General features: G+C 73.2%; 12 protein-coding genes and 3 pseudogenes. 10 read left to right on the forward strand and 5 right to left on the reverse strand.

The genetic code is table 11. The features are described from left to right. Positions 1-58: 58 nt before the first annotated feature. The 4 genes and pseudogenes from AC3CH1_RS21660 to AC3CH1_RS21675 all read left to right on the forward strand — a co-directional run bounded on the left by AC3CH1_RS21660 (position 59) and on the right by AC3CH1_RS21675 (position 5,605). Positions 59-3,048: pseudogene (locus AC3CH1_RS21660) on the forward strand (bifunctional acetate--CoA ligase family protein/GNAT family N-acetyltransferase). Between the two features lie 73 nt (positions 3,049-3,121). Next, positions 3,122-3,718, forward strand: a complete 597-nt coding sequence (locus tag AC3CH1_RS21665; protein WP_361334759.1) for a DUF5998 family protein — start codon at positions 3,122-3,124, stop codon at positions 3,716-3,718. Next, positions 3,718-4,905: an alkaline phosphatase family protein gene (locus tag AC3CH1_RS21670; RefSeq protein ID WP_488464399.1), complete on the forward strand. Its 1,188-nt coding sequence runs from the start codon at positions 3,718-3,720 to the stop codon at positions 4,903-4,905. Before AC3CH1_RS21665 ends, AC3CH1_RS21670 begins: the two co-directional genes overlap by 1 nt. A 46-nt stretch (positions 4,906-4,951) precedes the next feature. Further along, positions 4,952-5,605: a thymidine kinase gene (locus tag AC3CH1_RS21675; RefSeq protein ID WP_488464400.1), complete on the forward strand. Its 654-nt coding sequence runs from the start codon at positions 4,952-4,954 to the stop codon at positions 5,603-5,605. A gap of 7 nt (positions 5,606-5,612) precedes the next feature. Here AC3CH1_RS21675 and AC3CH1_RS21680 read toward each other — a convergent pair whose 3' ends face one another. Then, complete coding sequence (locus AC3CH1_RS21680; RefSeq protein WP_488464401.1) at positions 5,613-6,413, reverse strand: VOC family protein; 801 nt, start codon at positions 6,411-6,413, stop codon at positions 5,613-5,615. A gap of 233 nt (positions 6,414-6,646) precedes the next feature. On the opposite strand from AC3CH1_RS21680, the gene AC3CH1_RS21685 reads away from it, so the two are divergent. Then, positions 6,647-7,477, forward strand: coding sequence for a sulfurtransferase (locus AC3CH1_RS21685; protein ID WP_488464402.1), 831 nt, complete (start codon positions 6,647-6,649; stop codon positions 7,475-7,477). 108 nt (positions 7,478-7,585) lie between these two features. On the opposite strand, the gene sepH is transcribed toward AC3CH1_RS21685, so the two are convergent. Continuing rightward, complete coding sequence (gene sepH, locus AC3CH1_RS21690; protein WP_488464403.1) at positions 7,586-8,683, reverse strand: septation protein SepH; 1,098 nt, start codon at positions 8,681-8,683, stop codon at positions 7,586-7,588. A 575-nt stretch (positions 8,684-9,258) separates the two neighbouring features. On the opposite strand from sepH, the gene AC3CH1_RS21695 reads away from it, so the two are divergent. Next, positions 9,259-10,335: a hypothetical protein gene (locus tag AC3CH1_RS21695; RefSeq protein ID WP_488464404.1), complete on the forward strand. Its 1,077-nt coding sequence runs from the start codon at positions 9,259-9,261 to the stop codon at positions 10,333-10,335. 91 nt (positions 10,336-10,426) lie between these two features. On the opposite strand, the gene AC3CH1_RS21700 is transcribed toward AC3CH1_RS21695, so the two are convergent. Continuing rightward, positions 10,427-11,746: a D-arabinono-1,4-lactone oxidase gene (locus AC3CH1_RS21700; RefSeq protein WP_488464405.1), complete on the reverse strand. Its 1,320-nt coding sequence runs from the start codon at positions 11,744-11,746 to the stop codon at positions 10,427-10,429. After that, positions 11,706-12,861, reverse strand: a pseudogene (locus AC3CH1_RS21705) (MFS transporter). The gene AC3CH1_RS21700 and the pseudogene AC3CH1_RS21705 overlap by 41 nt, the downstream one beginning before the upstream one ends. Before the next feature lie 292 nt (positions 12,862-13,153). On the opposite strand from AC3CH1_RS21705, the gene AC3CH1_RS21710 reads away from it, so the two are divergent. Together AC3CH1_RS21710 and AC3CH1_RS21715 are read left to right on the forward strand one after the other, a co-directional pair. Continuing rightward, positions 13,154-14,281, forward strand: coding sequence for a ferrochelatase (locus tag AC3CH1_RS21710; protein ID WP_488464406.1), 1,128 nt, complete (start codon positions 13,154-13,156; stop codon positions 14,279-14,281). A 45-nt stretch (positions 14,282-14,326) separates the two neighbouring features. Then, positions 14,327-15,127 (forward strand): inositol monophosphatase family protein, encoded by an 801-nt coding sequence (locus AC3CH1_RS21715; protein WP_488464407.1) that lies wholly within the window; start codon positions 14,327-14,329, stop codon positions 15,125-15,127. A gap of 103 nt (positions 15,128-15,230) precedes the next feature. Here AC3CH1_RS21715 and AC3CH1_RS21720 read toward each other — a convergent pair whose 3' ends face one another. Beyond that, on the reverse strand, positions 15,231-15,404 hold the full coding sequence (locus tag AC3CH1_RS21720) for a hypothetical protein (protein ID WP_169808550.1): 174 nt from the start codon (positions 15,402-15,404) through the stop codon (positions 15,231-15,233). Positions 15,405-15,784: 380 nt separating this feature from the next. Here AC3CH1_RS21720 and AC3CH1_RS21725 point away from each other — a divergent pair, with 380 nt between their 5' ends. Then, positions 15,785-16,438, forward strand: a complete 654-nt coding sequence (locus AC3CH1_RS21725) for a response regulator transcription factor (RefSeq protein ID WP_003965735.1) — start codon at positions 15,785-15,787, stop codon at positions 16,436-16,438. 5 nt (positions 16,439-16,443) lie between these two features. Beyond that, positions 16,444-16,941 (forward strand): annotated as a pseudogene (locus tag AC3CH1_RS21730) (HAMP domain-containing protein); the annotation flags it as partial. Between the last annotated feature and the right edge of the window lie 113 nt (positions 16,942-17,054).

Here is a 17,054-nt window from a genome sequence, read left to right on the forward strand (position 1 = left end):
TCGGACTGCCCGGGCACCGATCCCTCCGCGACCGGGGTCCCCGCCGTAGGCTTTGCCCATGGAGCCCACGCCGGAACAGAGTCCGCATCACGCGTACCCCGACCACTGGGAAGCGGACGTGGTGCTCCGCGACGGTGGCACCGCGCGCATCAGGCCGATCACCACGGACGACGCCGAGCGACTGGTCAGCTTCTACGAGCAGGTGTCCGACGAGTCGAAGTACTACCGGTTCTTCGCCCCGTATCCCCGCCTATCCGACCGGGACGTGCACCGCTTCACCCATCACGACTACGTCGACCGGGTGGGACTGGCCGTCACGATCGGCGGCGAGTTCATCGGAACGGTCCGCTACGACCGCATCAACGACCAGGGCCGCCCCGCCTCCGCCCCCGCCGACGAGGCCGAGGTCGCCTTCCTCGTCCAGGACGCCCACCAGGGCCGGGGCGTCGCCTCGGCGCTGCTCGAACACATCGCCGCGGTCGCCCGGGAGCGCGGCATCCGCCGCTTCGCCGCCGAGGTGCTCCCCGCCAACAACAAGATGATCAAGGTGTTCCGGGACGGCGGCTACACCCAGCGCCGCAGCTTCGAGGACGGCTCCGTCCACCTCACCCTCGACCTCGAACCCACCGAGAAGTCCCTCGCCGTCCAGCGCGGCCGCGAACAGCGCGCCGAGGCCCGCTCGGTGCAGCGTCTGCTCGCCCCCGGCTCCGTCGCGGTCATCGGCACCGGCCGCACCCCCGGCGGGGTGGGCCGCACCGTCCTGCGCAACCTCCTCGCAGCCGGCTACACGGGCCGCACGTACGCGGTGAACCGCGCCTTCGACGAGGGCCTGGCCACCCTCGACGGCGTCCCCGCCCACCGCTCGCTCGGCGAGATCGGCGAGCAGGTCGACCTCGCGGTCATCGCCGTCCCCGCCCACCGGGTCCCCGAGGCCGTCGCCGACTGCGGGGAGCACGGCGTCCAGGGGCTGGTCGTCCTCTCCGCCGGATACGCCGAGCGGGGCGCCGAGGGCCGCGAACTCCAGCGCGAGCTGGTCCGCCAGGCACGCTCGTACGGCATGCGGATCATCGGCCCGAACGCCTTCGGCATCATCAACACCGCCGAGTCCGTCCGGCTGAACGCGTCGCTCGCCCCCGAGTCGCCCGCCCGCGGCCGGATCGGCCTGTTCACCCAGTCCGGCGCGATCGGCATCGCCCTGCTCTCCGGCCTCCACCGGCGCGGCGCGGGCCTGTCCTCGTTCATCTCGGCGGGCAACCGGGCCGACGTCTCCGGCAACGACTTCCTCCAGTACTCCTTCGAGGATCCGGACACCGACGTCGCCCTGCTCTACCTCGAATCGCTCGGCAACCCCCGCAAGTTCACCCGCCTCGCCCGTCGCACCGCCGCCGTGAAGCCCGTCGTCGTGGTCAAGGGCGCCCGGCACAGCGGGTCCACCCCGCCCGGTCACGCCGTCCCGGTCAGCCGCATCCCCGACGCCACGGTCTCCGCGCTGATGCGCCAGGCCGGCGTCATCCGGGTCGACACCGTGACCGAGATGGTCGACGCCGGACTCCTGCTGGCGGGCCAGCTGCTCCCGGCCGGACCCGGGTCGCCATCCTCGGCAACTCCGAGTCCCTCGGCCTGTTGACGTACGACGCCTGCCTGGCCGAGGGACTGCGCCCGCGCCCGCCGATCGACCTCACCACCGCCGCCTCCCCGCAGGACTTCCGGGACGCGCTGGCCGAGGCGCTGGCGGACGGGACCTGCGACGCCGTGATCGTCACCGCCATCCCGTGGGTGGGGGAGAACGGGGAGGCCGAGACCGGTGACGGCCAAGTGCTGGCCGCCGCCCTCCACAAGGCCGTTGCCGGCGGTGCGGCCAAGCCCGTGGCCGTCGTCCACGTCGAGATCGGCGGCCTCGCCGAGGCGCTGGCCGCCGCGTCCAGCACCGCCGCGCCACGCCCCCGCACGGCGACGCCCGCCGCCGACCGGACCCGCGCGGCCACCGCCTCCTCGACCGCCCCGGCCCCGGCCACCGCCGACGCCACGCAGGCAAGCCCCGCCCCGAGCACGGGCCCGGCCACCCCCGGGGCCCTCCGGGCAAGCTCCGCCCCGGCCACCCCCGACGCCCCGCCCACCCCCGGCGCCCCGGAAGCGAGCCCCGCCCCGGAGACCGCCACGGACCCCGCTCCCGGCCGCATCCCCGCCTACCCCGCCGCCGAACGCGCCGTGCGGGCCCTCGCCGAGGCCGTGAAGTACGCCCAGTGGCGGCGCCAGGCGGCCGTGCCCGGCAAGATCCCCGAGTTCCTCGACGACACCATCGACGAGCCGGGTGCCGCCGCCCTGATCGAGGCACAGCTCGCCACCGCCCCCGACCCACGCGGCCGTCCGCTCACCCACGACGAGGCCCGCGAACTGCTCGGCCGCTACGGCATCGCCGTCCGCCCCACCCTGCCCGCCCCGGACCCCGGGGCGGCCGTCGACGCGGCGGCCCGGCTCGGCTACCCGGTCGCCCTCAAGACCACCGCGCCCCACCTGCGCCACCGCGCCGACCTCGGCGGGGTCCGCCTCGACGTCGCCGACGAGGAGGCGCTGCGCCGCGCGTACGGCGAGCTCACCGACCTCCTCGGCAAGCCCGCCGAACTGCTCCCCGTCGTCCAGGCGATGGCCCCGCGCGGCGTGGACACGGTCGTGCGCGCCTCCATCGACGCCGCCGCCGGGGCCGTCCTCTCCTTCGGCCTGGCGGGCGCGCCCTCCGAACTGCTCGGCGACACCGCGCACCGGCTGGTCCCCGCCACCGACCGTGACGCCGCCGAGCTGATCCGGTCCATCAGGGCGGCCCCGGTGCTGTTCGGCTGGCGCGGTTCGGCCCCGGTCGACACGGCCGCGCTCGAAGAACTGCTGCTGCGGCTGTCCCGGCTGGTCGACGACCACCCCGAGGTGGTCTCCGTCGCCCTCGAACCGGTCGTCGTCGCCTCGCACGGACTGACGGTGCTCGGCGCGAGCGTCCGGCTCGCCCCGCCGCCCGCCCGGAGCGACCTCGGCCCCCGCCGCCTTCCGAACTACTGAGACCCACCGGCCTGACCGCCGGTGGCCGCCGGGGCGTCCCCGGCAGTCACCGGTCCGCCGTAGGATGGTGCTCATGGCGAAGACCGGTACGACGACCCAGGGGCTGCGCGCGGCGATCGAGCGCAGCGGCTACTACCCGGCCCTCGTGGCCGAGGCGGTGGAGGCCGCCGTCGGCGGAGAGCCGGTCGCTTCGTACCTGGTGCACCAGGAGACCACGTTCGACTCCAACGAGGTGCGCCGCCATGTGACGGTCCTCGTCCTGACCGAGCACCGGTTCATCGTCAGCCACACCGACGAGCAGGCCGCCGACACCAGCTCCCCGACGCCGTACGCCACCACCTCCACCGAGTCGGTGAAGCTGGGGCGGATCTCCTCCGTCGTGGTCAGCCGCGTCGTGGCCAACCCGGAGAAGTACGTCCCGGGCACCCTGCCCCGCGAGGTCGTCCTGACCATCGGCTGGGGCGCGGTCTCCCGGATCGACCTGGAGCCCGCCGCCTGCGGCGACGCCAACTGCGAGGCCGACCACGGTTACACCGGCAGCTCCACCGCCGACGACCTGAGCCTGCGGGTCAGCGAGGCCGGCGACGGCCCCGACGCCGTGCGTCAGACCCTCGCCTTCGCCCAGTCGCTCTCCGAGGCCACGGCCGCCACCGCGGCGACCGGCCGCTGATGGTCCAGCCCGCCTGGCAGGACCCCGTCCTGCTGCCCCTCGACACCGCGCCCGTGCCGGAGTACGGCAGCGGCTCGCTCGCCGACCTGCTGCCGACGCTCGCCGCCGGACAGGAAGTGCCCGGCTTCACCGCCGCGATCCCCGAGCTGACCCCGGCCGACCGCAACTGCGTCTTCCTGATCGACGGCCTCGGCTGGGAGCAGATCAAGGCCCACCCGGACGAGGCCCCCTTCCTGCACTCCCTCCTCCCCAGCTCGCGCGGCGGCACCGGCCGCCCGCTCACCGCTGGCTTCCCCTCCACCACCGCCACCTCGCTCGCCTCGGTCGGCACGGGGCGGCCGCCCGGCGAGCACGGCCTTCCCGGCTACACCGCGCGCAACCCGGAGACCGGCGAGCTGATGAACCAGCTCCGCTGGAAGCCGTGGACCGCACCGAAGGTCTGGCAGCCGTACCCGACGGTCTTCCAGCTCGCCGACGCCGCGGGCGTGCACACCGCGCAGGTCTCCGCGCCGACGTTCGAGCAGACCCCCCTCACCAAGGTCGCGCTCAGCGGCGGTTCCTTCCTCGGCCGGCTCTCCGGCGAGGACCGGATGGACGTCGCCGCCCAGCGCCTGGCCGCCGGCGACCGCTCGCTCGTCTACACGTACTACAGCGAGGTCGACGGCAAGGGCCACCGCTTCGGCACCGACTCGGACGCCTGGCGCGGCCAGCTGATGTACGTCGACGGGCTCGCCCGGCGCCTCGCCGAGCAGCTCCCGCCGCGCTCGGCGCTCTACATCACCGCCGACCACGGCATGATCGACATCCCGTTCGACGAGCAGTCCCGGATCGACTTCGACGAGGACTGGGAGCTGCGCGCCGGCGTCGCCCTCCTCGGCGGCGAGGGACGCGCCCGCCACGTCTACGCGGTGCCGGGCGCCCAGGCCGATGTCCTGACCGTCTGGCGCGAGGTGCTCGGCGAGCAGTTCTGGGTCGCGAGCCGGGACGAGGCCATCGCGGCCGGCTGGTTCGGGCCGACGATCGACGAGCGGGTGTACGGCCGGATCGGCGACGTGGTCGCCGCCGCCCATGACGACGTGATCATCACGGCCTCCGTCAACGAGCCGCACGAGTCGGCCATGGCCGGCGTACACGGCTCCCTGACCCCCGTGGAACAGCTCGTCCCCCTCCTCGAAGTACGCTCGTAACCCTTCCCGCCGTGCCCACCCCCCTCCGAAAGGTGCTCGACCCCTCATGCCCGAGCTGGTGTTCTTCTCCGGAACCATGGACTGCGGAAAGAGCACGCTGGCCCTGCAGATCGGTCACAACCGCTCGGCGCGCGGGCTCCAGGGAGTGATCTTCACCCGGGACGACCGCGCGGGGGAGGGGAAGCTCTCCTCCCGGCTCGGCCTGGTGACGGACGCCGTCGAGGCCGAGGAGGGCATGGACCTCTACGCGCACATCGTCGGCCGGGTCAGCCGGGGCGGCCGGGTCGACTACGTGATCGTGGACGAGGCGCAGTTCCTCGCCCCGGACCAGATCGACCAACTGGCCCGCGTCGTCGACGACCTGGGGCTCGACGTCTTCGCCTTCGGCATCACCACGGACTTCCGCACCAAGCTGTTCCCGGGCTCCCAGCGGCTGATCGAGCTGGCCGACCGGATAGAGGCCCTCCAGGTCGAGGCGCTCTGCTGGTGCGGCGCCCGCGCCACGCACAACGCCCGCACCGTGGACGGGGAGATGGTCGTCGAGGGCGCCCAGGTCGTCGTCGGCGACGTCAACCGTCTCGCGGGCGAGGTCGGTTACGAGGTGCTGTGCCGCCGTCACCACAGCCGCCGCACGACCGCGACCGCGGCCCGTGCGGGCACTCTCTCCCCGGACGTCCTGCCGGTCGCCTCCGACGCCTGAGCGCCTGCTACGCCCGGCCCTCCGCTGATCCGCCCCCGGCGGCGGACCGGATGAGCGTGAACACGGCGCCCTCCGGGTCCGCGACCGTGGCCACCCTGCCGCTCGCCCCCTCGCGCGGCGGCTGCAGGACGCGCCCGCCCAGCTCCACCACCCGGGCCGCGGCCCGGTCGGTGTCGGCGACCTCGAAGTACGTCATCCAGTGCGGGCCCCGGTCGCGCGGCAGCGCGTGGCCGACCCCGTGCAGCGCCGCCACCGGAACGTCGTCCAGGTGCAGCGTCTGGTAGTCGAAGTCGGCCGAGACGACCGCCTCCGTCTCATAGCCGAAGACGGTCTGGTAGAACTTCGCGACCATCGAGGTCTCCTGGGTCACCAACTCGTTCCAGACCGGGGTGCCGGGCACGCCGGCCGTCATGGTGCCGATGTGCTCCGAGCCCTGCCAGATGCCGAAGACCGCCCCGACCGGGTCCGAGGCGATGGCGAGCCGTCCCGCCTCGCCCGCGTCCAGCGGTCCGACCGCGACCGTCCCGCCGCAGGAGCGGATGGTCTCCGCGGTGGCGTCGGCGTCGTCCGTGGCGAGGTAGGTGGTCCAGGCGATCGGGAGGTGGCGGTCGGGCGGCAGTTGACCGATGCCCGCGACCTCCTTCCCGTGCAGCAGCCCGCGGACGTAGGGGCCCAGCTGTTCGGGACCCGGCCGGAACTCCCAGTCGAACAGGGCCCCGTAGAACTCCTGGGTCGCGGTCAGGCCGTGCACGATCAGACTCACCCAGCAAGGTGTTCCGGGCGTGCGCCGGGCGTGGGCCTCGGTCATCGTCTTCTCTCCTCGGACCGTATGGGTGGCCGTGCGGGGGACGGGACAGGTACGCCGTCCCGGGTCGGGAAGCGGTCCGCGTGCCCCGTGCAGATGCTCGCACCCCCCGGCGCGTCAGACACACCGGCCGCGCCGCGTCGTCCGGGATCTCGACGAAGGACGGCCGGTTTCCCGCCGGCCGTCCCTTCCGATGCCGTTACGGGCGCCGGTGGTGCTGCGCGAGGATGGCACCCATGAAGCCCATCATCACCGCATCCGCATACGCGAGCGAGTCGGCCGGGTCGCGCCCGCCGGTGCTCCTGGACGTCCGCTGGCAGCTCGGCGGTCCCCACGGCCGTCCCGACTACGAGGCCGGTCATCTGCCCGGCGCGGTCTTCGTCGACCTCGATACGGAGCTGGCGGGGCCGGCGGGCGACGGCGGTCGTCACCCCCTCCCGGACCCGGAGGTTTTCGGGGCCGTGATGCGCCGGGCCGGAGTCGGCCAGGACACCCCGGTCGTGGTGTACGACGGTGGCCTGGGCTGGGCCGCGGCGCGAGCCTGGTGGCTGCTGCGCTGGACGGGGCACGAGGACGTACGGGTCCTGGACGGCGGCCTCGCCGCCTGGACGGGCGACCTCTCCACCGGGATCCCGCGCCCCGCCGAGGGCGATTTCCGGCCGAAGGCGGGGGCCCTGCCCACATTGGACGCGGAAGGCGCGGCGGCCTTCGCCCGCTCGGGTCTGCTGCTGGACGCGCGCGCGGCGGAGCGCTACCGGGGCGATGTGGAGCCGATCGACCGCGTCGGCGGACACATTCCCGGGGCCGTCTCCGCGCCGACCACACAGAACGTCGACGAGGACGGGCGTTACCTGCCGGCCGAGCGGCTCGCCGCGCGGTTCGCCGGCCTGGGGGCGGAGGGAAGTCCCGAAGGCGTGGGCGTCTACTGCGGATCCGGGGTCTCCGGCGCGCACGAGGTGCTGGCCCTGGAGATCGCGGGCTTCACGGGCGTCCTGTACCCCGGCTCCTGGTCCGAGTGGTCCTCGGACCCCTCCCGGCCGGTCGCCACGGGGCCCGAGCCCCAGTAGTCCCGCGGCCCCGGCCGCATGGTGCGGTCGGGGCCGGGGAGGCGGAAAAGGAGCGGGGTCCGTACGCGACCGCGTACGGACCCCGCTCCCACCGGTGGTCATGACCGGTCAGTCCTGCTTCTTGCGCCGGGTGCCGAAGACGATCTCGTCCCAGCTCGGCACGGCGGCCCGGCGGCCCGGCCGGACTCCGTCCGCCTCCGCCTGACGGTCGGTCGTCCCGGTCAGCCGGTCGCGGTGACCGGCCACCGCCCTGGGCATCAGCACATCCGCGTACGCGGACCCGGCGCCCGCCGAGGCGGCGGCCGGCGGCTCGTCCGCCTCCGTCTCCTCGGCCGGTTCGAGCGCGGGCGGCTCGGGCTGGCTGGGCCGCTCGGGGACGACCATGTCGCCCCGGAAGCTCGGCACCGCCTCCAGCAGGCTGGTCAGCGAGTCGCGCTCACCGGCCGAGGCACTGCTCACGTACTCCTCGGGTTCGGCGGCGGCCGGGGCGGGCCGCTCGATCTGCCGGTCGAGGGCCCGGTCCAGCGGTCGGTCGCGGTCGATCTGCCGGTCCAGGCTCCGGTCCAGCGGCCGGTCGCGCGGCAGCCGGGCGATCCGGGGCACGAACGGGAAGCTGGGCTCGGGCGCGGCGACGTCGTCGGTCTCGCCGATCAGCGAGCGCGCCTCGTCGTCCACGGCCTGGACCAGCCGCCGGGGCGGGTCGTACGTCCAGCTCGCCGAGTGCGGCTCGCCCGCGACCCGGTAGACGAGCAGGACTTCCCATGTGCCGTCGTCGCGACGCCACGAGTCCCACTGGACGGTTTCCTTGTCGGCGCCGCGCAGCAGGAGACGCTCCTGCACGGCCTCGCCGAGTTGAGGGCCGGTGTTCTCGCCGGGACGGCGCACAGGAGTCTTCCGGGCCCGCTCGGCCATGAAGGCGCGCTCCGCGAGCACGGGGCCCTCGAAGCGGCGTACACGGTCGACGGGGATGCCCGCGAACTGGGCGACCTCCTCCGCGGAGGCACCGGCCCTTATGCGGGCCTGGATGTCGCGGGGCCGGAGGTGGCTCTCCACCTCGATCTCGATCTGGCCGAGCCGGGCGCGGTCGTTGCGCACGGCGGCGCGCAGCCGCTCATCGATCGGAAGCGTGTACTCCGTGCTGTCCGCAGCCTTGAGCACCAGTCGTGTGCCGTCGTTGGAGACGGCCACGACACGCAGTTCGGGCATGGGGACCTCCCGGGTGGTGCCTGCCGACGTCACGTGCGTCGCTGCTTCCGCTAGTCGAGTGTGACCTGCCCGGGTGCAGCCTGCCACAACCTTGCCAAGTTGCCCGGCGTGTCGGGCGCTCGTCCTGGTGCACCACCATGACACGGTTACCCATTGCGACCCAAAGCGACCGATTTGGCCGCTCTGTGCAGCAGGCATCCGTGTGATGCCTTCACGCCGCCGGTTCGAGTGGTGCCGTCGGACCCTCCGGTGGCTGCGGATTCCCACGTCGGAGTCCGCCCCAGGGCTCGTCACAGTACTCCATTCGAGCCATCGAGGTGGACCGGCACGCCGCCGAACTTCTCGTGGGGCGCGGGAGTTGGGTTACCCAGTTCTCCGTGAAATGCCCCTGTCGCGTGTTGTGCTTCACACAATCTCCGGAAACGGAACTATCTGCTTCGCTCATTTGTCCCTTCCTGTTGCATGGTGGGAGAGATGTCAAGCAAGGGCTGGTAATGGTTCAGAAGCCGGAAAGTGACACAGAACCCAAGGAAAGGCGCATAGATCTGAGTCTCCCGCAGGTCGCCGGGAGTGCCGTGGCGGCCGTCGCGGCGGCCGTGCTGGCCTCGCAGCTGGGCGTGTACGGCACGATCGCGGGAGCGGGTGTGATGAGCGTCGTCGCCACCTGCGGCGGCTCGGTCTTCCAGCACTTCTTCCGCCGCACGGGCGAACAGATCCGCGAGGTGACGGTCCAGGTGACCCACCCGGAGGGCCGCCAGGTGACGGTGCACACCAAGGAGACGACGCCCGCCGGGCGCCGAGGCGCCGCCCGGCGGTCCGAGCCGGAGCCGGCCGAGGAGGACGCCACCACGGTGCTGCCCACGGTCGACCCGGGCGCGGTCCCGGAGGTGATCCCGGACGCGGAGAGCACCCGGCCGCTGAAGCCCGTCGACACGGACCGGACCCAGTTGCTGGACCTCGGCGACGCGCGGACCCGGATGCTCCGGGTTCCGCCGGGCGGGGGTCCGGGCGCGGGAGCGGAGGCAGGGGCCGACCGTACGCAGCTGCCGCCGCCGGCCGACGACCGTACGCGGCTGCTTCCGCGGGCCGCGGTGGGCGCGGCCGTCGGCGACGACGCTTTCGGAGAGGGCGTCACCCACGGAACCCGGCTGCGCGGCTGGAAGCGCCCCGCGCTCGCGGCCGCCGCGGTCTTCGCCGTCTCCATGGCCGGGATCACCGCGTTCGAGATGATCTCGGGCAACGACCTCAGCGGCGGCCAGGGCACCACCCTCAGCTCCGTCGTGCGCGGCGGCGACGACGACCGGGACCCCGGGCCCGCCGACCCCACGCCCTCCGGGGACACCGGCCGGGACGGGGAGGGGGACGAGCAGCGGCCGACCCCCGGCGGTGACACCGGATCCGCCCCCGCCACGGACCCCGGCGACGGCAACAGCGAGAGCCCCGACCCCGGTACGGGCACGGGCGGCGAGAACCCGGGCACCGGGTCCACTCCCACGCCGACGCCCTCGGGTTCCGGCGGCGGGACCGTCCCCGACCCGGTGCCGCCCACCCCGACGCCCTCCGGCGACGCCGGAACGGGCGCCCCCTCGACCGGCACGGGCGTCGCCCCGGGGCAGGGCGAGCAGGCCCCGCCCGGCGTCGACGCCGAGTGACCCGTAGGCGTACCGCGCACAGCACATCGGCCCCGGCCCCCTCCACAAGGGAGAGGACCGGGGCCGACGGCGTACCGGAAGGCTCGGGAACTCAGTCGCCGAGCACACGCCGCAGGTAGTCGTTGCCGAACAGCCGGTCCGGGTCCAGCCGGTCGCGCAGCGCGGTGAACTCGCGAAAGCGCGGGTAGACCTCCGACAGATAGGACGCGTCGCGGGTGTGGATCTTGCCCCAGTGCGGCCGGCCGGCGTGCGCGGTCATGATCCGCTCGACCGCGGTGAAGTACGACCGGTGGGGCGTGCCCTTGTAGAGGTGTACGGCGATGTACGCGCTGTCCCGGCCCGAGGCGGTGGACAGCGTCATGTCGTCGGCCGGAGCGATGCGCACCTCGACCGGGAAGCTGATCTTCAGTGGTGACCGCTCGACCATGGCCTTCAGCTCCCGCAGCACCGCCACCGTCTGCTCGCGCGGAACGGCGTACTCCATCTCCACGAACCGCACGCGGCGTGGGCTGGTGAACACCTTGTACGGGACGTCGGTGTACGTACGCGCCGACAGTGCCCGGCTGAACTGTCCGGCGATCGCGGGGATCGTCGCCGGGACCGCGCGGCCGAGCCAGCAGCCGACCTGGAAGATCCCGTTGGAGTACAGCTCGTCGTCGATCCAGCCGCTCAGCCTCCCGGGCGGGGCGACCGGCCCGGCGCTGCGGTTGTTGCGCTTGGTGTTGCAGTTCTCCGTGTGCGGGAACCAGTAGAACTCGAAGTGCTCGTTCTCGGCGACCAGGGAGTCGAAGTCCGCGGTGACCCGGTCGAAGCTCATCGGCTCCTCACGGGCCGTCAGCAGAAAGATCGGCTCCACGGCGAAGGTCACGGCGGTGATCACTCCGAGGGCGCCGAGCCCGATCCGGGCCGCCGCGAAGATCTCCGGGTTCTCCCGCTCGGAGCAGACCAGGACCGTGCCGTCGGCGGTGACCAGCTCCAGTGCGCGGATCAGCGCCGCTATCGACCCCGAGTCCCGGCCCGTGCCGTGCGTACCGGTGGAGGTCGCCCCGGCGACCGTCTGCTCCGTTATGTCGCCCATGTTCGTGAGCGACAGGCCCTCGCGGGCGAGTGCGTTGTTGAGCCGCTTGAGCGGAGTGCCCGCCTCCACCGTCACGGTCATCGTCGTCCGGTCGATGTCGCGGATCCCGGTCAGCAGGTCCGGGCGTATCAGCACCCCGTCCGTGGCGGCCACCGCCGTGAAGGAGTGGCCCGCGCCGACGGGTTTCACCCGCAGGCCCTCCTCGCGGGCCCGGCGCAGCACGTCCGCGAGCTCGTCCACGGACGCGGGAGACACGGTGCGGGCGGGCCGGGCGGTGACGGTGCCCGGCCAGTTACGCCACGCGCTCGTCGTCCGTGCGTAGGTGTCGGTCATCTTTCCCGCGCCCTCCCGTCGCAGCCGGCCCGGCCAGCCGGCGATATCCGAGGACCGCCACCGCCGCCGCGAGCGCTCCCGCCACGACGGGCACCGCGTACCCCGCCTTCGCCCCGGCGGCGTCGACCACCCAGCCGGCGGCCGAGGAGCCGAGCGCCACTCCGACCGCGAGCCCGGTACTGGTCCAGGTCATGCCCTCGGTCAGCTTGGTGCGCGGTACGTGCGCTTCGACGAGGGCCATGGTGGTGACCATCGTCGGTGCGATGGCGAGGCCCGCGACAAAGAGCGCCACGGCCAGCAACGGAAGGTTCCCGGCCAGTAGGAGGGGGATCATACTCACGGCCATCGCGCAGACACCCACCAGCCACCTGCTCCCGGGGTTTCCCTTCAGGTGCAGCAGTCCGAACACGGCCCCCGCGAGACACGAGCCGAGCGCGTAGACGGCCAGCACCAGCGAGGCCGCGGCCTTGTGGCCGCGCTCCTCGGCGAAGGCCACGGTCACCACGTCCACGCCCCCGAAGATCGCGCCCGTCGCCACGAAGGTTCCCACCAGGACCTGGAGTCCCCGCGAGCGCAGCGCCGAGCCCCCGGTGTGCTGCGACTTCGGGTGCGGCACCGGCTCGGTCGCCCGCTGCGCGGTCAGCCAGAAGACGCCGACCAGCAGGAAACCGGCGGCGATCAGCGGCCCCGCCTCCGGGAACCAGGCGGTGGAGAGACCGATGGAGATGATCGGGCCGAAGATGAAGCACACCTCGTCGACGATCGACTCCCACGCGTAAGCGGTGTGCAGATCCCGGCCGGAGCCCCGGTAGATCGCCGCCCAGCGGGAGCGGACCATCGACCCCACGCTCGGCACACAGCCGCGCCCACCGAGAAGACGAACAGCGTCCACTCCGGCGCCCCTGCTGGGCGCAGATCAGCAGGCCCGCCACCGCGGCCACCGCGACCAGCGTGACCGGGCGGAGCACCCGGCGCTGCCCGTAGCGGTCGACCAGCCGGGAGACCTGGGGGCCGCAGACCGCCGCCGACATCGCCAGGGTCGCGGAGAGCGCCCCGGCCAGCCCGTAACGGCCGGTGAGCTGGGAGATCATCGTCACGACGCCGATGCCCATCATGGACAAGGGCATCCGGCCGAAGAAGCCCGCGGCGGAGAACTCCCTCGAACCGGGGGCGGAGAAGATGGCGCGGTAGGGGCTGGGCAAGGGGTACTCCGGTCGTGCCTGTCAGGCGTATAGGTGGCCCATACAGCTTACGGCCGGGCCGGACGTTCCGGACACTGGTTCCCGGGCGGCGGCGGGGGAGCGACGCAGCTGCCCGACCCCCGCGACCCCGGCCCCGCCGGTCTTTCCGACGGGGCGTCGGATGTCGGTGGCCGCCCTGTCGGAGGCGGGTGGCAGGATCGATGTCATGTCCGATCTGCGCGATCCCGCTCCCTACGACGCCCTGTTGCTGCTCTCCTTCGGAGGCCCCGAGGGCCCGGACGACGTGGTCCCGTTCCTGGCGAACGTGACCCGCGGCCGCGGCATCCCCGAGGAACGCCTCAAGGAGGTCGGCAAGCACTACTTCCTGTTCGGCGGGGTCAGCCCGATCAACGCGCAGAACCGAGCCCTGCTCGACGCGCTGCGCGAGGACTTCGCGGAGCACGGCCTGGATCTCCCGGTCTACTGGGGCAACCGCAACTGGGCCCCCTATCTGACCGACGTCCTGCGTGAGATGACCGCCGACGGGCACCGCCGGATCGCCGTCCTCGCCACCAGCGCCTACGCCTCCTACTCCGGCTGCCGCCAGTACCGTGAGAACCTCGCCGAGTCGCTGGCCGCCCTGGAGGCCGAGGGGCTGCCCGTGCCGCGGGTCGACAAGCTGCGGCACTACTTCAACCACCCCGGCTTCGTCGAGCCCATGGTGGACGGCGTCCTCGCCTCGCTCGCCGACCTCCCCGAGGACGTCCGCGCGGGCGCTCACATCGCGTTCACCACCCACTCCATCCCGACCTCCGCCGCCGACGCCTCGGGCCCGGCCGACGCGCACGGCGAGGGCGGGGCGTACGTCGCCGAGCACCTCGACGTGGCCCGGCTGATCATCGACGCGGTGCGCGAGGAGACCGGGATCGAGTACCCGTGGCAGCTCGTCTACCAGTCCCGCAGCGGCGCCCCGCACATCCCGTGGCTGGAACCCGACATCTGCGACCACCTGGAGACCCTGGGCGCCGAGGGCGTCCCCGCGGCCGTGATGGCGCCCATCGGCTTCGTCTCGGACCACATGGAGGTGCTCTACGACCTCGACACCGAGGCCACCGCGAAGGCGGCGGAGATCGGCCTGCCGGTCCGTCGGTCCGCCACGGTGGGCGACGACCCGCGCTTCGCCGCGGCCGTGCGGGACCTGGTCCTGGAGCGCGCCGCGACCGAGCGCGGCCGGGCGGTGGAGCGCTGCGCGCTGGGCGCTTTGGGCCCCTCCCACGACCTCTGTCCGGTCGGCTGCTGCCCCGCCAGGGCCCCGAAACCCGCCGCCGCCGGGGCCGACAGCCCGTACGCGTAGCCCGTAGCGCCGCCCGCCCCTACGCACCGACCCCTTGGGAGTGCCGTGACCGACCCCGCCCTGTCCGAACTGCTCGACCTCGCCCTGGAGGCCGCCCGCCGCGCCGGAGCCCTGCTGCGCGACGGCCGCCCGGCCGACCTGGGGGTGGCCGCGACCAAGTCCAGCCCCATCGACGTGGTCACCGAGATGGACATCGCCGCCGAGAAGCTGATCACCGGCTACCTCTCCGACTTCCGCCCCGATGACGGCTTCCTCGGCGAGGAGGGGGCCAGCTCCCCGGGCTCCACCGGCATCCGCTGGGTCATCGACCCGCTCGACGGCACGGTGAACTACCTGTACGGCCTGCCCACCTGGGCGGTCTCCATCGCCGCCGAGCGCGACGGAGAGCGGGTCGTGGGCGTCGTCGAGGCCCCGATGCGCCGGGAGACCTACCGGGCGGTCCTCGGCGGCGGCGCGTTCGCGAACGACGAGGCCCTGCGCTGCCGGCCCGCCCCGCCGCTGGACCAGGCGCTCGTCTCGACCGGTTTCAACTACGTCGGACACGTCCGTGCCCACCAGGCGGACATCGCCCAGCAGCTGATCCCCCGACTCCGGGACATCCGGCGCAGCGGCTCGGCCGCCGTCGACCTCTGCGATGTGGCGGCGGGCCGGCTGGACGGCTACTACGAGCGCGGGCTGCACCCCTGGGACCTGGCGGCGGGCGACCTCATCGCCCGGGAGGCGGGCGCGCTGACCGGCGGTCGGCCGGGGCTGCCCGCCGACGGGGACCTGACGGTGGCCGCCACCCCCGGCGTCTTCGAGCCGCTGCAGGCCGCACTCGACGAGCTGGGCGCCTGGCACGACTGACGGAGTCCGCCGGGGAAAGCCCTGGCGAGGGGCGTGAGGCCGCCGCACACGCCACGGGGCCCCGGAACACCATGACGGTGTCCGGGGCCCCGTGGCGTACGGCTCAGACGCTGGTGGCGCCGATCTCCACGCCGTGCTCGGCGGCGAGACGGCGCAGATCGTCCAGTTCGCCCTGCTCGACATCCGCGAGGAAGTCGTCGCCGTCCTCGCGCGCCCGGGTGAGGTCGGTCTCGGTCGTCTTGATGCGCTGCAGCAGACCTGCGGTGAAAGCGTCCATGATGCGCCCCCTCATCGTGGGTCGGTGGCACGGGGGTGTGCCCGGGATCCCCCCGGCCGGGGGGCCGGAGGAGCGGGTGATCGCGCCGCCGCTCCGGGGAGACGGAGCGAGCAGTGGCATGCCACGTGACAGGCGTGATCGCGGGTGTGCACCCCTCTTCCCCGCGCCGCGGCTCAAAGAAACCTCAACTGGCCCGCAAATCCGCCGGTTTCCCGGCGGGCAGCCGCCGGGAGGCCCGCCCCACCGCCGCCTTACCGCCGGTTTATGCGTGTTGCGGGCAGGATGGAGGCGCACAGTCGGCAATTGCCCGTGTCCGGGCGGGCCCCACGGGGGCCGCCGGCTCTGTGAACCCATCGAAGGACCGAAGGAAGGACTGCGCCGTGCGCGTACTCGTCGTCGAGGACGAGCAGCTGCTCGCCGATGCGGTGGCCACCGGACTGCGCCGGGAGGCCATGGCCGTCGACGTCGTCTACGACGGTGCCGCGGCCCTGGAGCGCATCGGGGTCAACGACTACGACGTCGTCGTGCTGGACCGGGACCTCCCGGTCGTGCACGGGGACGACGTCTGCCGCAGGATCGTCGAGCTCGGCATGCCCACCCGGGTGCTCATGCTCACCGCGTCCGGCGACGTCAGCGACCGGGTCGAGGGCCTGGAGCTGGGCGCCGACGACTATCTGCCCAAGCCCTTCGCCTTCAGCGAGCTGACCGCCCGGGTGCGCGCGCTGGGCCGCCGTACGACGGTGGCGCTGCCGCCCGTCCTGGAGCGCGCCGGCATCAAGCTCGACCCGAACCGCCGCGAGGTCTTCCGTGACGAGGTGGAGATCCAGCTCGCCCCGAAGGAGTTCGCGGTGCTGGAGGTCCTCATGCGCAGCGAGGGCGCGGTCGTCTCGGCGGAACAGCTGCTGGAGAAGGCCTGGGACGAGAACACCGACCCCTTCACCAACGTGGTGCGGGTCACGGTCATGACGCTCCGCCGCAAGCTCGGCGAACCGCCCGTCATCGTTACCGTGCCGGGCTCCGGATACCGGATCTGAGGACCATGGCCGCCACCCCCGGGCCCCCCGCGGCGCCTCCTAAGCCCACCTGGGAGCCCAAGCAGCAGGAGCCCCCTTACCCCTGGCTGCGCCCGACCATCCGGATACGGCTCACGCTGCTGTACGGCGGGATGTTCCTCATCGCGGGCATCGTGCTGCTGTCGATCATCTACATGCTGGCGGCGCAGGCGCTGAGCGTCGGCACGGATCTGCCGTTCGAGATCGTCAGCGGCAAGGTCACCAGCGAGATCTGCGACCTGCCCCCGAACGCCAGCCCGGACGCCTTCAACGCCGCGATGAACGCCTGCGTCAACCACCAGCGCAAGGCGGCGCTGGAAACCCTGCTCAACCGTTCGCTGCTCGCCCTGGTCGGCCTCAGCGTGATCGCCTTCGCCTTCGGTTACGCGATGGCCGGACGCGTGCTGTCCCCGCTCGGCCGGATCACCCGGACCGCGCGCCGGGTGGCCGGGACGGACCTCACCCGGCGGATCGAGCTGGACGGCCAAGCGGCGCACGAAAAACGCGAAAGCGTTTCACGATAAATGCGAAAACGACTACTTTCTGCCTTTGCGAGAGAACTATATCGGCGGCGATAACCCAACGAAGCGCACAACAC

It is taken from the genome of Streptomyces sp. MGP-P1 (assembly GCF_057766565.1).

What these genes read in the sequence shown, in the direction of transcription:
- AC3CH1_RS21665 (WP_361334759.1), top strand. Translation starts at nt 3,122, where the DNA reads ATGGCGAAGACCGGTACGACGACCCAGGGGCTGCGCGCGGCGATCGAG.
- AC3CH1_RS21670 (WP_488464399.1), top strand. Translation starts at nt 3,718, where the DNA reads ATGGTCCAGCCCGCCTGGCAGGACCCCGTCCTGCTGCCCCTCGACACC.
- AC3CH1_RS21675 (WP_488464400.1), top strand. Translation starts at nt 4,952, where the DNA reads ATGCCCGAGCTGGTGTTCTTCTCCGGAACCATGGACTGCGGAAAGAGC.
- AC3CH1_RS21680 (WP_488464401.1), bottom strand. Translation starts at nt 6,413, where the DNA reads ATGACCGAGGCCCACGCCCGGCGCACGCCCGGAACACCTTGCTGGGTG.
- AC3CH1_RS21685 (WP_488464402.1), top strand. Translation starts at nt 6,647, where the DNA reads ATGAAGCCCATCATCACCGCATCCGCATACGCGAGCGAGTCGGCCGGG.
- sepH (WP_488464403.1), bottom strand. Translation starts at nt 8,683, where the DNA reads ATGCCCGAACTGCGTGTCGTGGCCGTCTCCAACGACGGCACACGACTG.
- AC3CH1_RS21700 (WP_488464405.1), bottom strand. Translation starts at nt 11,746, where the DNA reads ATGACCGACACCTACGCACGGACGACGAGCGCGTGGCGTAACTGGCCG.
- AC3CH1_RS21710 (WP_488464406.1), top strand. Translation starts at nt 13,154, where the DNA reads ATGTCCGATCTGCGCGATCCCGCTCCCTACGACGCCCTGTTGCTGCTC.
- AC3CH1_RS21720 (WP_169808550.1), bottom strand. Translation starts at nt 15,404, where the DNA reads ATGGACGCTTTCACCGCAGGTCTGCTGCAGCGCATCAAGACGACCGAG.